General features: G+C 64.4%; 11 protein-coding genes. 5 read left to right on the top strand and 6 right to left on the bottom strand.

Features of this window, described 5'->3' with window-relative positions:
* Positions 1-5: 5 nt before the first annotated feature.
* The 5 genes from HNQ95_RS13430 to HNQ95_RS13410 all read right to left on the bottom strand — a co-directional run bounded on the left by HNQ95_RS13430 (position 6) and on the right by HNQ95_RS13410 (position 5,494).
* Positions 6-1,019 (bottom strand): ABC transporter ATP-binding protein, encoded by a 1,014-nt coding sequence (locus HNQ95_RS13430; protein ID WP_312870932.1) that lies wholly within the window; start codon positions 1,017-1,019, stop codon positions 6-8.
* Positions 1,016-2,029, bottom strand: a complete 1,014-nt coding sequence (locus HNQ95_RS13425) for an ABC transporter ATP-binding protein (RefSeq protein ID WP_182574321.1) — start codon at positions 2,027-2,029, stop codon at positions 1,016-1,018. The genes HNQ95_RS13430 and HNQ95_RS13425 overlap by 4 nt, the downstream gene beginning before the upstream one ends.
* Position 2,030: 1 nt before the next feature.
* Complete coding sequence (locus tag HNQ95_RS13420) at positions 2,031-2,900, bottom strand: ABC transporter permease (RefSeq protein WP_083948819.1); 870 nt, start codon at positions 2,898-2,900, stop codon at positions 2,031-2,033.
* Positions 2,897-3,838, bottom strand: coding sequence for an ABC transporter permease (locus tag HNQ95_RS13415; RefSeq protein WP_182574322.1), 942 nt, complete (start codon positions 3,836-3,838; stop codon positions 2,897-2,899). Before HNQ95_RS13415 ends, HNQ95_RS13420 begins: the two co-directional genes overlap by 4 nt.
* An 81-nt stretch (positions 3,839-3,919) precedes the next feature.
* Positions 3,920-5,494, bottom strand: a complete 1,575-nt coding sequence (locus HNQ95_RS13410) for an ABC transporter substrate-binding protein (protein ID WP_067967637.1) — start codon at positions 5,492-5,494, stop codon at positions 3,920-3,922.
* Between the two features lie 226 nt (positions 5,495-5,720).
* On the opposite strand from HNQ95_RS13410, the gene HNQ95_RS13405 reads away from it, so the two are divergent.
* A complete protein-coding gene (locus HNQ95_RS13405; protein ID WP_067967638.1) occupies positions 5,721-6,341 on the top strand; it encodes a helix-turn-helix domain-containing protein in 621 nt (206 codons plus the stop codon).
* A 2-nt stretch (positions 6,342-6,343) separates the two neighbouring features.
* On the opposite strand, the gene HNQ95_RS13400 is transcribed toward HNQ95_RS13405, so the two are convergent.
* Positions 6,344-7,375, bottom strand: a complete 1,032-nt coding sequence (locus tag HNQ95_RS13400) for a trans-3-hydroxy-L-proline dehydratase (protein WP_067967643.1) — start codon at positions 7,373-7,375, stop codon at positions 6,344-6,346.
* Positions 7,376-7,607: 232 nt separating this feature from the next.
* Here HNQ95_RS13400 and HNQ95_RS13395 point away from each other — a divergent pair, with 232 nt between their 5' ends.
* From HNQ95_RS13395 to HNQ95_RS13380, 4 genes are all read left to right on the top strand, one after another.
* On the top strand, positions 7,608-8,282 hold the full coding sequence (locus HNQ95_RS13395; protein WP_067967646.1) for a GntR family transcriptional regulator: 675 nt from the start codon (positions 7,608-7,610) through the stop codon (positions 8,280-8,282).
* Positions 8,283-8,400: 118 nt separating this feature from the next.
* Positions 8,401-9,732, top strand: coding sequence for an ABC transporter substrate-binding protein (locus HNQ95_RS13390; RefSeq protein WP_182574323.1), 1,332 nt, complete (start codon positions 8,401-8,403; stop codon positions 9,730-9,732).
* Complete coding sequence (locus tag HNQ95_RS13385; RefSeq protein WP_246719239.1) at positions 9,729-11,636, top strand: ATP-binding protein; 1,908 nt, start codon at positions 9,729-9,731, stop codon at positions 11,634-11,636. Before HNQ95_RS13390 ends, HNQ95_RS13385 begins: the two co-directional genes overlap by 4 nt.
* Complete coding sequence (locus HNQ95_RS13380; RefSeq protein WP_182574324.1) at positions 11,633-12,967, top strand: sigma-54-dependent transcriptional regulator; 1,335 nt, start codon at positions 11,633-11,635, stop codon at positions 12,965-12,967. Before HNQ95_RS13385 ends, HNQ95_RS13380 begins: the two co-directional genes overlap by 4 nt.
* Positions 12,968-13,487: the final 520 nt, after the last annotated feature.

Raw genomic sequence — 13,487 nt, 5'->3', positions numbered from 1 at the left:
CGCGGTCACACCGCTGATATGGTTTCGGCGAAGTGGCAGGCGGCCATGCCGGCGCCGACAGGTCGCAGCGCCGGCTTTTCGATACGGCAGCGCTCGGCGGCATGCGGGCAGCGCACATGGAACGGGCAGCCCGGAGGGATGTCGAGCGGGCTCGGCAACTCGCCTGACAGCGCCGGCGCGCGCTTGCGGTCGGCCGGATCGAGGGACGGTGCCGCAGCCAGCAGGGCCTGCGAATACGGATGGCGCGGCCGCGAGAACAGCGCCTCGGACGGGCCGACCTCGACGATGGCGCCGAGATAGATCACCGCGACCCGGTGCGAGACGTGGCGCACCAGCCTGAGATCATGCGCAACGAACAGCACCGTCAGTCCGAGATTGTCCTGCAGCTCGAGCAGAAGGTTGACCACCTGCGCCTGAACCGAGACGTCGAGCGCTGACACAAGCTCGTCGGCGACGAGACAGATCGGCTCGAGCGACAGCGCACGCGCGATGCCGATGCGCTGGCGCTGCCCGCCGGAGAATTCGTGCGGGTACTTGTCGGCGGCACCCTCGGGCAGGCGCACGAGATCGAGCAACTCGTCTATGCGCCGCTCGATGGCAGCGCCTTCGCGCATCCTGTGCACCGAGATCGCCTCGCGCAGCGTATCGCGCACCGTCATGCGCGGGTTGAGCGAGGTATAGGGGTCCTGGAACATCATCTGGACGCGCTTGTTGTAGGCGCGGCGTTTCGGTCCCTTGAGTCCGACGACGCTCTCACCCTCGAACAGAATGTCGCCGCCGCTCGGCTGGTGCAGTCCGGCGATACAGCGCGCCAGGGTCGACTTGCCGCAGCCGGACTCGCCGACGATGCCAAGCGTCTCGGCAGCCATGACGTCGAGATCGACGCCGTTGAGCGCCGACACGACCTGGCGCGGGCGGCGGGCGATGGCATCGGATAGCGAGCGTGGCTTTTCGAAGCGCATGGTGAGGTCGCGGATGGACAGCAGCGGCTTGGCCGGCTCCATGGTCAGCATGTTCATGACGCCGCCTCGTGTTGACGGAAGTGAGCGAGCGCCTCGGCGCGACGATGACAGGCCACCTGGTGATGCTGGCCGACGGCGGCAAGCGGGGGACGAACATCGCCGCATTCCAAACCGGCGACCGGACACCGCGCGGTGAAGGCGCAGCCCGGAGGCAGCGCGCTGAGTGACGGCGGTGCGCCGGGGATCGAGTAGAGCGGCGTGCGTGGGGCGACGTCGCGCGGGATCGAGCGCAAGAGCCCCAGCGCGTAGGGATGGCGGGCGTCGCCGATCACCTGGGTCGTCGTCCCCAGTTCGCACAGCCTGCCGCCATACATCACCGCCACCCGGTCGCAGGTCTGTGCCACCACGCCCATGTCATGGGTGACGAGGATCACCGCCATGCCGAGATCGCGGCTCAAAGACTGAATCAGGCGCAGGATCTGGTCCTGGATCGTAACGTCCAGCGCCGTCGTCGGCTCGTCGGCGAGCAGCAGCTGCGGGTTCGACGCCAACGCGATGGCGATCATGACGCGCTGGCGCATGCCGCCAGAGAACTCGTGCGGATAGTCGCCGAGCCGGTTGCGTGCAGCGGGGATGCCGACCATCTCAAGCAGTTCGACGGCCTTGGTCTTGCGGGCGCGGGCGTCGAGGTCGGTATGGGTGGCGAGGTTTTCGGAGATCTGCAGCCCCACCGTGAGCAGCGGATTGAGCGAAGACATCGGCTCCTGGAAGATCATTGCGATCTCGCGGCCGCGCACCTTGCGCAACGCCGCTTCGTCGAGCGCTGCGAGATCGCGGCCCTTCCAGAGGATTTCGCCGCCGACGCGGCCACGCGGACGGACGATGCCGAGGATCGAGCGCAAGGTGATGCTTTTGCCCGAGCCGGATTCGCCGACGAGGCCGAGGATCTCGCCGGCCTTGACGCTGAAGGAGACGTCGTCGACGGCGATCAGCGGCCGTTCTCGCGAACCAAATTCGGTTCTGAGGTAGCGCAGTTCGAGCACCGTATGTTGCCTGGGTTCGGACATCTCAGCGCCCCTTCGCTCGCAGCAGGTCGGCCAGCGCGTCGCCGAGCAGGCTGAAGCCGAGGCCGGTGAGCACGATGGCGACACCCGGCATCAGGCTCATCCACCAGGCCGTCAGCAGGAAGTTGCGCCCCTCCGAGATCAGCACGCCCCATTCGGCCGCCGGCGGCTGCGCGCCGAGGCCGAGATAGCCGAGCGACGAGCCGAGCAGGATGGCCAGCGCCATGTCGGTCATCCAGTAGACGATTACAGGCGAAATCGCGTTGGGCAAAAGGTGGCGGAAGATGATGCGGCGGTCGGAAAAGCCGAGCACACGGCCGGCGGCGGCGTAGTCGTTGGCCTTCTGCGTCATGATCTCGGCGCGGGTGAGCCGGGCGTAATAGACCCAGTTCACCATGGTGATTGCAATGTACATGTTGACCAGGCCCGGCCCGAGCACGGCGACGATGGCGATGACCAGCACCAGGAACGGGAAGGTGATGATGGCATCGACGCAGCGCCCGAAGATGGTGTCGGCGATGCCCCCGTAATAGCCGACGAAGGCGCCCGCCGTGACGCCGATGGTCAGCGCGAAGATGGTGGCAAGCAGCGCCATCTGCATGTCGACACGGTAGGCCCAGATGACGCGTGAAAGAACGTCGCGGCCGAAATTGTCGGTGCCGAATGGATGGGCGAGGCTCGGTGGTTGCTGGATCGCCGTCATGTCGAAGGCGAGCGGATCGTAGGGTGCAAAGACCTGCGGACAGAGCGCCAGCAGGATCGAACAGGCGATGATGGCGAAGCCGATGACAAAGGACGGCCGGGCGAAGGCACGGCCGAGGAAGGCCAGCAAGCGGTTTGGCCTGCGCTGTGAAGTGTGACCGAGTGCACTCATGACTTGCGAAGCCTCGGATCGAGCAGCGACTGGACGACGTCGGTGAGCAGGAAGACGACCGAGACCATCACTGCGAAGGTCAAGGTCAAGCCCTGGATCAGCGGATAGTCGCGGGCAAAGATCGCTTCCAGCATCAGGCGGCCGACGCCGGGAATGGCAAACACCGTCTCGGTCACCAGCGTGCCGCTCATCAGGTTGCCGATCGACAGGCCGAGCAGGGTCACCGTCGAGACCAGCGCATTGCGCAGCACGTGGCGGGTCATGACGATGCGCGGCGTAAGCCCCTTGGCGCGGGCGAACTGGACATAGTCGGCGTCGAGCACCTCGATCAGCGAGGCGCGCAGGTTTCTGACGATGATGGCGGAGGTGTAGAGTGCCACGCTCAACGCCGGCAGCATCAGATGGTGCAAATTGCCGAGGAAGGTCGTGCCATAGCCGCCGACGGGGAACCAGCGCAACTGCGCGGCAAGCACGGTCAAAAGCACCAGCCCGATGTAGAACACCGGCATCGACAACCCGACCTGGAAGACGCCGCGGATGACGACGTCAGTCGTGGTGTTGGCACGCATGGCGGCAAGAAAGGCGAGTGGCCCGGCCAGGAGCACAGCAAGTGCAACGGCGTAGAGCGACAGGAAGATGGTGGTCGGCAATCGGCTGAGGATCACCTCGCTCACCGGCGCCTTCATCATGATCGAGCGGCCGAGATCACCTGACAGCGTGTTCTTGACGAAGACCATGAACTGCACTGGTAGCGGCTGGTCGAGGCCGAGATTGCGGCGGATCTGCACGACCTGCGCATCGGTCGCCTTGGCCTCGGCCATGGCGATGGCTGGGTCACCGGGAAGCATGCGCACGAGCAGAAAGATGAAGACCATGACCAAAAGGAAGGTCGGGATGATCTGCAGCAGCCGCGCCACGAGATATGAGAGAGAGGGCATTGGCTTCGCCTCGAAACACTCGCCTTGCAAAGAGGCGCGCCGGACGGATAGCCCGTCCGGCGCGCAGCGGTCACGCTTGGGTTACTTGGCGCGCCAGGCTTCCGAGAAGTCGTTGGCACCGAGCGGGGTCTGAACGTAATTCTCGAGCGACTTCGACACGGCGACTGCGAAGGGCGTCTCATAGAGGAAGAGCAGCGGCGCTTCTGCGGCGTAGATTTCCTGCATGCGCTTGTATTCGTCCTTGCGCTTGGCTGGATCGACTTCGGAGTTCGACGCCTCGAACAGCGTGTTGAATTCCTGGTTGTTCCAACCTGTGCCGACGGCCTGGCGCTGTTTGTAATAGCCGAGCCATCCAGTGACCTGGGCAGGGTCGTTGACGTCGTTGGCCCAGCCATAGGTGTGGATGTCGAACTCGCCATTGCGGTTCTTGGCGCCGCGCGTCGGGTTGTCGACCTGCTCGACCTTCAGATTGACGCCGAGCGGCGCCCACATCTGCTGCAGCGCGGTGAACAGCGTGGCGTCGTCGGCGCTGCCTGCGAGCGTGGTGAAGGTGATGTCGAGGCCGCCATCGGCGCCCGCTTCAGCCAGCAACTGCTTGGCCTTTTCCGGGTTGTAGGGATAGAGCGGCTCCGGTCCATAGTGCAGCTGGGTTGCTGCCGACATCAGCGAGGTCATTGGCTTGCCGGTGTCGAAGGTCACCAGCTTGATCAGCATGTTCTTGTCGGTAGCGTAGTTCAGCGCCTGGCGCACCTTGAGGTCGGCGAGCGGGTTCTTCGAGCCGTCCTTGCGGGTGTCGCGGGTATTGATCGGCGCATAGATGATGCGGGTCGAGGGAAATAGCTCCATCTTCAGACTGGCGTCGCCGCTGAGTTCGCCGACACGGGCGAACGGAATGAATTCGGCGACGTCGACCTCGCCGGCCTGAAGCTTGAGGATGCGGGTGGCGTCATCTGGAATGACGACGAAATCGACGCCATCGAGATAGGGCAGCGACTTGCCGTCCTCGCCGGCGCGCCAGTAGTTCGGGTTCCTGGCGAAGCTCATGCTCGAACCGGCAACCCGGCTCTTCATCGTGAAAGGCCCTGACGTCACCGGGTTGTTGTCGAAATAGGCCTTGGCCTTTTCCTGGTCGTTGCTGCCTGATGCCTTTTCGAACGCCGCCTTGGAGACAATTCCGGTGTTGAAGGTGGCGAGGATCGAGGGGATCGTCGGATCGGGTTGCTTCAACGACAGCGTGACCTTGCCGCCCTCTGCCGTCACCTTTTCGACCGAGCCGAGCAGGCCGCCCCATGGCCCGTCGGGATTGCGGGCGCGATCGAGCGAAAAGACAACGTCGTCGCCCGTGATGGCCGAGCCATCGGAGAATTTCAGGCCGTCGCGCAGCTTGAGCGAGATCGATTTGCCGTCGCCGGCGACCGCGTAGCTTTCGGCCAGGCCGGGCTCGATCGCGCCGTCGGCGCCGTTGCGCAGCAGCGTCTCATACAGGCTGGTGATCATCCACAGGTCGGGATTGCGGTCGGCCCAAACCGGGTCGATGACGGTGGAGTCGTCATAACGGGCAAAGGTCATCGAGCCGCCGCGCTCGATCGCCAAAGCCGACGTCGCGGCGCCAAATCCCAGAGCTGCGCCGAGCAAAAGCGGCAAAAAGCGTTTCATGTCTTCTCCTCCTCTTGGCCTGCCGGCAATGCCGGCGCTACGCCTCGACGACCAGTTTGGATATTTTATCCAATCTTGCCGGACAATATTCTTTGCGTCCGGATTGCCGCGAAGGCATTGTGTGGTTCCCCATCAAAGCGGCGGCGCGGTGGCCATTTGGCTTGCGCAACCAACTTTAGCTGGACTAAAGTTCATCGAAATTGTGAAGTCAAGCGGAAAGACAGTGATGCCCCTCGATATCGATGACGCGGCCGCAGGCACCGGGGACGCGCCGCATCCGGACATGCCTGCCGCCGCTTCGATCGGACAGATGTTGCGGGCGCGCCGCAAGCTGATCGGCAAGACCATGAAGCAGGTCGCGGCCGAGGCGGGCCTGACCGAAGGCTTCATCAGCCAGATCGAGCGCGGGATTTCGACGCCGTCGCTGATTTCGCTCTACAATGTCGCCAACGCGCTCGAGACCAGCGTCGACACCTTCCTGTCGCAACCGCCGGAGCATGCCCACTCGATGGTCTCCCATGCCGGTGCGCGCCGCAGCTACAATGTCGAGACCAAGGAGCGGGTCTATGAACTGCTCGAACGCGGCTTTCCCGGTGCCCAGCTCAATGGCTGCATCACCCACATGCCACAAGGCTATGCCTCGGAAATCACGACCCATCAGGGCGAGGACTTTCTTTATCTGATCGAGGGCGAGATGCTCTACGAGATCGATGGCAAGGAGTACCTGCTCAAGGCCGGCGACACGCTGCACTTCCCTGCCTCGCTGCCGCACCGTGCCCGCAACGTCGGCCCGGGTCCGGCGCGCGAGCTCTGGGTCGGCACCACGCGCATCATCTCCGAGACCTGACCCTACTGCTTTCGCGGCCAGGTGTCGGCGAGCCGGTAGCCTGCCGGCCAGGGATCGTCGGGATCGAGCATCACCTGGTGGGTTCCGGTGATCCAGGCGCGTCCGGAGATTTCCGGAACGATCGCCGGCCGGCCGGCGACTGACGTCTCGCCGACGATGCGGCAATCGAAGGTCGAATCGATGATCGAATGGCCGCTGAAACGCTGGCCGACCTTCATCAGTCCGCGTGCGTGCAGCACGGCCATGCGTGCCGAGCAGCCGGTGCCGGTCGGCGAGCGGTCGAGCTTGGCGGGCTGGATGACGACGGTGTTGCGGCCATGCAGGACGCCGTCCCTTTCTTCGACCGGAAGCGCCAACTGGCAAAACGAGATGTGGTCCCATTCGTGGTTCTCGGGATGCGAGAAGCCGAGCTGTTCATTGGCGGCGCGGGTGATCCTTATGCCGGTTTCGGCCAGCTCGCGCGCCTCGTCGGGCGTGACGGAAAATCCCAGCGCCTTCGCATCGGCGATGACGAAGCTGTCGCCGCCGTAAGCGGTGTCGACGGTCAGCGTGCCCAGGCCCTCGACCTCGAGCTTTGCGTCCAGCCTGTCGGCGAAGGACGGCACGTTGGTGACCGTGATCCGCTCGGCCTTGCCATTGCGGCAGCTGGCCACGACGTCGACAAGGCCGCCCGGCGCTTCAAGGACAAATCGCGTCTCCGGCTCCTGCATCGGCACGATGCCGCTGTCGAGCAGCACAGTCGAAACGCAGATCGAGTTGGACCCAGACATCGGCGGCGTGTCTTCCGGCTCCATGATGATGAAGCCCATCGCGGCACGCGGATCCTTGGGCGGCACCAGAAGATTGATGTGGCGGAACACGCCGCCGCGCGGCTCGTTGAGCACGAAATTGCGCAGCGTCTTGTCCTCGGCGATGAAGCGCCGCTGTTCCCATAGCGTCTCGCCAGGCGGCGACGCGACGCCGCCGACGATGACGTCGCCGACCTCGCCCTCGGCGTGGCACGACACGATATGGATCACCTTGCTTGTGCGCATCCTTCGCCTCCCCGTGAATTCGCCTTGTCGGCTTCCGCTACGATACCGGTCGCGTTGCCGTATCGTGCCTTCGCCGCTCGCACCTTGGCACCCATAGAAACATCGGATCCAATATACAATCTGGAATATGCAATTGTGCGGGAAGAAAATGCTGGGCATGTTGCCCCGCGCCGTTGCAGCACCTATCACCGAGGCTTGGCCGTTTGCCGCAATCCCGCAAGGTTGGACCGCAATGAAACTGGAGACCGTCGATATCAGGCAGGCCGCATCGGCGGCCGATATCGTCTACGAGGCGCTGCGCAAGGCGATCATCGAGGGTGACCTCGCCGAAGGCGAAAACCTGAGGCAGGACCAGATCGCCTTGATGTTCAACACCAGCCGCATCCCGGTGCGCGAGGCGCTGTCGCGGCTCGAGCAGAACGGCCTGATCACCACGCAGCGCTACAAGGGCGCAGTCGTTGCAGGCTTGTCGATCGAGGAGATCGAGGAGATATTCGAGTTCCGTGCGCTGATCGAGGCCGAGGTCATCCGACTGGCCGTGCCGAAGTTGACCGGAAAGACCCTCGACGCGGCCCGACGCCACTGCCAAGCGTTCGACAGCGAGGCCAATTCGGCGATGTGGGGCGAGATCAACCGCAACTTCCACTACAGCCTCTACGAGGCGGCGCGACGGCCCTACTACCTGCAGATCGTGCGCGCTTCGCTCGACCGCATCGACCGCTATTTGCGCGCCCAGTTGACGCTGACCAACGGCATGAGCCGGGCACGGCGCGAGCACAAGGGTATTCTCGATGCCTGTATCGCGGGCGATGCCGACAAGGCTGCCGAGCTCACCCGCGACCACATTCTCGGCGCCGGCCGCGCCCTGGTGACGTTCCTCGAGGAAACGCGCGGCAGGAACGACTGAGAGGGGCCTGCCGTCGCAGGGCCGTCCGGGGTGGCGCCTCTGGATGGCCATACGTTAGATTGAGCGTTTCCACGAAGGCGGCCACGACGATGAGGGCAGATTGGCCAGGATAGGTATCTTGTCGGCGCTCGTGCTGTCGGCCATGTGCACGCTCGCATCGCTTGCCGGCGCCGTCTGGGCGGCGGAGCGTCGTGACCTCGTCGTGGTCACTTCCTATCCGCCATCCTTCATCGAGCCGTTCCAGAGGGCCTTTGAGCGCCGCAACGCCGACATCCGCCTCGTCGTCATCCAGCGCAACACGGCAAGCGCCAGCCGCTTCATCATCGAGAAGACGGAAGTTGCCGCCGACATCTTCTGGGCTTCCGCCGCCGATGCCTTCGAGCTGCTGAAGCGGACAGGTGAACTGCGACCGATCGCGCCGCGGCCAACCGGCGCACCTGCCAGGGTACTCGGTTATCCGGTCGACGATCCCGGCGGCTACTATCTCGGCTTCGCCTTGTCGGGCTATGGCTTCGTCTACAATCCATCCTATCTCGCGCAGCACGGCCTGCCGGTCCCGCGCGACTGGCAGGACCTGATCAAGCCGGTCTATTCGGGACACATCGGCATCACCTCGCCGTCGCGCTCGGGCACGACGCACCTGATCGTCGAAGCGCTGCTGCAGACCTACGGCTGGGATCACGGCTGGGCGCTGCTGTCGCAGTTGGGCGGCAACCTGTCGACGGTCACGGCGCGCAGCTTCGGTGTTGCTTCCGGCGTCGCGCAGCGGCGCTTCGGCATCGGTATCACCATCGACTTCCTGGCGCGGGCACCGGATCTGGCCAATGCCGACAATGTCTTCATCACGCCACGCAATGCGGTCTTCGTGCCCGCAAGCATCGCCATCCTGTCGCGTTCGCGCAACATCGAGGGCGCGGAGCGCTTCGTCGATTTCGTTCTTTCGGAGGAGGGCCAGAAAATCCTGCTCACGCCGGCAGTCGGTCGCATTCCCGTGCTGGCGTCGTTGAACGGAGGGCTGCTGCCGCAGCAGGCTGGCGACGGCCTGCTGAAGTACCACAGCTTCGACCCATCCGCCTCGGCAGCGCGATATGGACTCGTCAACCTCATGTTCGACGATTACATCGTGCGCCGCCGGGCAATGCTCGCGCGGTTGTGGAAGCGGCTTACCGATCTGGAGACGGCAAACATTGACGATCCGCAACGGCAAGAGATGCTGGGGAGGGCCCGTGCCTTGCTGAGCATGCCGCCGCTCTCGGCAGAGGAGATGACGAGCCTTGCCGACCCACTGAAGACGGAATGGCCGCGCGGGGCGGTGCGCTCGCCCGAGCAGCAGGCATTCGCCCGCGCCTTGCGCAGCACCATCGAGCAAAACCTGGCTGCTGCAGAAAGCCTGATCATGACTGCGTCGCGTGATCCCGACAGTCTGCGTTATCAGCCATGGCGGCAATGATGGCGGTCGATCATCCCGGCGCTGCCGCAACCCGCGACTGGCGCTTTGGCATCGGCGCCCGCCTCGCTCTGGCCTTCATTGCCATTGTCGGCCTTGCCGTGGGCGCCTGCGTCGTCGGCTGGCTGTCTTACGAACGCCTATCCGGAGAGCTGTCACGGATCGCCAACGAACAGATGCCGCAACTGGCTTACGCCTCCCGCCTCTCAACGGCGGGCGCCGACATCGGCTCGGTCACGGCGGTGTTGGCGGGGGCGGAGACGCGCAGCGAGTTCAACGAGATCCGCGCCATCTATGCCGAGCGGTTGAAGCTGCTGCAGTCATTGCTGGCCGAAAGCGATTCCAACTCGCCGGTCGGCGCCTTGCTGCCGCTTGCCAACGGGATCAACGACAATCTGCGTCAGATCGATGTCGCCGCCGGCAAGCGTTTCACACTGCTGGAGGCCATGCGCTCGGATATCGACGAACTCAGATGGGTGCAGGCCGACCTGCTCGACGAAGCCGAGCCGCTGGTCGAGGATATCCGTTTCAACATCGAGGCCGAAACACGTAACAGCCATGGAGCGGCAGCGCTGGCCGAACAGCGCAAGAGTGAAGCGCTGCTGACTGCCGTGTCGCAGGCCAATCTTGCGACAGGCCTCATCGGTCGGCTGGTGAATGCCACCACGGCCGAGGAGGTGCAGGAAACCAACGCCTTCCTCGGCGACAGCGCCGACGAACTGGCCAACCGGCTGGGAACGCTTGGCAACTGGCCGGACAGCATCACCGTGCGCCAGTTGAGCGGCCGCATCCTTGAGCAATCCAACGCCCAGACCGGGATCCCGAACCGCAAGCGCTCGGAGATGATCGAGGCGGCCAGGCTGACCGAGCTTGCCGGCCAGAACGGTCGGCTGGTCGACGAGCTCGGCCGCAAGATCGCAGCCGAAGTCGTGGCGATCGAGGCAAGTGCCAATGCCGCCGCCAAACGTGCCGCTGCGGCCATCGACACCGGGCGCAAGCTGCTGGCGGCGATCGCCGTCCTGTCTGTGGTGCTGGCGTTGGGGATCGGCATCTTCTACGTCCAGCGCAACCTGCTCAGCCGCATTCGCTTGCTTGCTGACGAAGCTGGCGCCATCAGCAGCGGCAGGCCGACGGCCGCAGCATTGCCCGAAGGCGCCGACGAACTCGGCGATCTCGCCCATGCGCTGACGATGTTCCGGCAAACCCGCGACGAGCTTGTCCAGTCGGCAAAGCTCGCTGCCCTCGGCCAGATGGCCGCCGGTATCGGCCACGAGCTCAACCAGCCTCTGGCTGCCATCCGCGCCCACATCCACAGCGGCTCGACGCTGATATCGCGCGGCAAGGGCGAGCAGGCGCTGGTCAACCTGGACAAGATCAAGGCGCTGACCGGCCGGATGGCTGACCATATCAGCCACATCAGGCGCTTTGCCCGCCGCCCGGACGCGAAGCTCAGGCCGACTGACATCTCCGCCTGCGTGCGCGATGCGCTTGCGCTGCTCGAGCACCGCTTCGAAGAGGAAGGCGTCGTTCTCGACGTCAGCCTGCCTGACGCTGGTCGGGCCAATGTGATGGCCGAGCCGGTGCGGCTCGAACAGGTCGCGGTCAATCTGGTTGCCAATGCGCTCGACGCCGTCAAGGGCCAGCCCGTGAGGCATGTCAGTGTCCTGGTGGAACCAGACGGGGCGGGTGCCCGCCTGATCGTCGGCGATACCGGCATGGGCATCGCGCCAACCGATGTCGGTGCGGTGTTCGATCCGTTCTTTACCACCAAGCCGGTCGGGTCCGGCCTCGGGCTCGGCTTGTCGATTTCCTACAACATCGTCAAGGATTTCGGCGGCGACATTTCGATCCTCGAGACCGGTCCGCAAGGCACCCGCTTTCTTGTTAGCCTGAAAGGACCTGAATGACGCCCGACATCATCCTGATCGATGACGACGCCAATGTGCTTGACGCCTGCCGTGAAGTGCTGGAGCTCGAAGAGCTGCGTGTGGCCGCGCATGGGTCGGTCAAATCGGCGCTCGCCGGATTGAGGGCAGACACCTCGGCCGTCATCGTTTCGGACGTGCGCATGCCCGATCATGACGGCTTCGATCTGGTGGCGGCGGTACGCAAGATCGACCGCGAAATTCCCATCATCCTGATGTCTGGCCATGGCGACATTCCGATGGCGCTGCGGGCGATGCGCGACGGTGCCTGGGACTTTCTCGAAAAGCCCGCCGATCCGCTGCACCTGATCGAGACGGTGCGCCGGGCCCGTGACCACCGGCATCTTGTCATCGAAAACCGGCAGCTTCGGCTGTCGTCGGAGACGGACGCCTGGGAGACGCGGCTGATCGGTCATTCCGCGCCGATGGTCGCCTTGCGTGAGAAGCTGAAGCGGATCGCAGGTGCTGCAACCGACGTCCTGATCATCGGCGAAACCGGCACCGGCAAGGAAGTGACGGCGCGCGCCATCCACGATTTCAGCGGTCGCAAGGGGCGCTTCGTTGCGGTCAATTGCGGGGCAATCCCCGAGACCATGCTGGAAACCGAGCTTCTCGGCCACGAGGCCGGCGCCTTCACCGGCGCCCGCGAGCGCCGGATCGGCAAGATCGAACACGCCAGCGGCGGCACGCTGTTTCTAGACGAGATCGAATCGATGCCGCTCGTCGCCCAGGTACGGCTGCTGCGCGTGCTCCAGGAGCGGGTCATCGAGCGGCTCGGCTCGAATGTAGAGCTGCCTGTCGATATCAAGGTCGTCGCGGCGACCAAGGCGGACCTGCATCAGCTGGCACGGCAAGGCAAGTTCCGCGAGGATCTTGTCTTCCGTCTCGATATCGCCCGCGTCGAGATTCCGCCGCTTGCCGCCCGCAAGAGCGATGTCGGCCTGCTGTTTCGCCATTTTCTCGGACTCGCTGCCAAGCGCCAGGGGCGAACGGCCCCCAAGGTGGAAGCTGCCTGGCTGGCCGAGCTCGAAAGCAGGCCGTGGCCGGGAAACGTTCGCGAGCTTCGCAACGTCGCCGAGCGTTTCATGCTTGGTCTGGAAGATCATGCGATGTTCGACAGGCCAGCCGGCAACAGCGACAGCCTCGAGGCGCGGATGGACCGGCACGAACGGGCCGTCATACTCGACAGCCTGGCTCATCACGACGGCCGGATCGGCGCCACGGCCGACACGCTCGGCATTTCGCGCAAGACGCTTTATCTCAAGATGCGCAAGTTCGGCATCTCGGTGGCCGGCGAGGGCGAAGGCGACTAGACTAGCTGTTTGGTCCCGGAGTGTGGCGGGAGGCAGTCAAGCTGATCCTTCATTCCGGGAGAAGCTATGGGACAGATACTCCGCGGCAGTGCCACGACCACGCACGCCATCCGAGCAGCGATACAGCGATCGAACGCTCCGCTCAACGAGCTAGCCGTGCAGCACGACTAAATCAGAAATCTGTTGCCACGTGGCACAACGGGCTTTTGTCCACGATGCGCCGATGGGGCCGATGACCGTGCAAGCCGCCAATTGAGAGGCGACGGTCGTTGCCTTTCGTAAGCATACGCTGCAGCCTCTGGATGACTTCCTCTATGCGCTGCGGGAGGCAACCGGTTCAGCGGTATCACTACGAGACTCACCGCCAACTCTGAAGATCACCTTGCCGCCTTCCTCAAAGGCTGCAATATTCGTCCGACCCCTCAAGACCCTTCGCGGTCTTGCATCCTTCGAAGCCATCTGTACGGACTGGGCCTATCAGCCAGATCGCTTCCGGTTCGACCTGGTCCACTTGACCTCG

The organism is Aminobacter ciceronei, assembly GCF_014138625.1.
Classification (GTDB): Bacteria; Pseudomonadota; Alphaproteobacteria; order Rhizobiales; family Rhizobiaceae; genus Aminobacter; species Aminobacter ciceronei.
This window is presented reverse-complemented; position numbering and strand designations above follow the sequence as displayed.

Coding starts and splice junctions, on each gene's coding strand:
- HNQ95_RS13430 (WP_312870932.1), bottom strand. CDS start 1,019: ATGAACATGCTGACCATGGAGCCGGCCAAGCCGCTGCTGTCCATCCGC.
- HNQ95_RS13425 (WP_182574321.1), bottom strand. CDS start 2,029: ATGTCCGAACCCAGGCAACATACGGTGCTCGAACTGCGCTACCTCAGA.
- HNQ95_RS13420 (WP_083948819.1), bottom strand. CDS start 2,900: ATGAGTGCACTCGGTCACACTTCACAGCGCAGGCCAAACCGCTTGCTG.
- HNQ95_RS13415 (WP_182574322.1), bottom strand. CDS start 3,838: ATGCCCTCTCTCTCATATCTCGTGGCGCGGCTGCTGCAGATCATCCCG.
- HNQ95_RS13410 (WP_067967637.1), bottom strand. CDS start 5,494: ATGAAACGCTTTTTGCCGCTTTTGCTCGGCGCAGCTCTGGGATTTGGC.
- HNQ95_RS13405 (WP_067967638.1), top strand. CDS start 5,721: ATGCCCCTCGATATCGATGACGCGGCCGCAGGCACCGGGGACGCGCCG.
- HNQ95_RS13400 (WP_067967643.1), bottom strand. CDS start 7,375: ATGCGCACAAGCAAGGTGATCCATATCGTGTCGTGCCACGCCGAGGGC.
- HNQ95_RS13395 (WP_067967646.1), top strand. CDS start 7,608: ATGAAACTGGAGACCGTCGATATCAGGCAGGCCGCATCGGCGGCCGAT.
- HNQ95_RS13385 (WP_246719239.1), top strand. CDS start 9,729: ATGATGGCGGTCGATCATCCCGGCGCTGCCGCAACCCGCGACTGGCGC.
- HNQ95_RS13380 (WP_182574324.1), top strand. CDS start 11,633: ATGACGCCCGACATCATCCTGATCGATGACGACGCCAATGTGCTTGAC.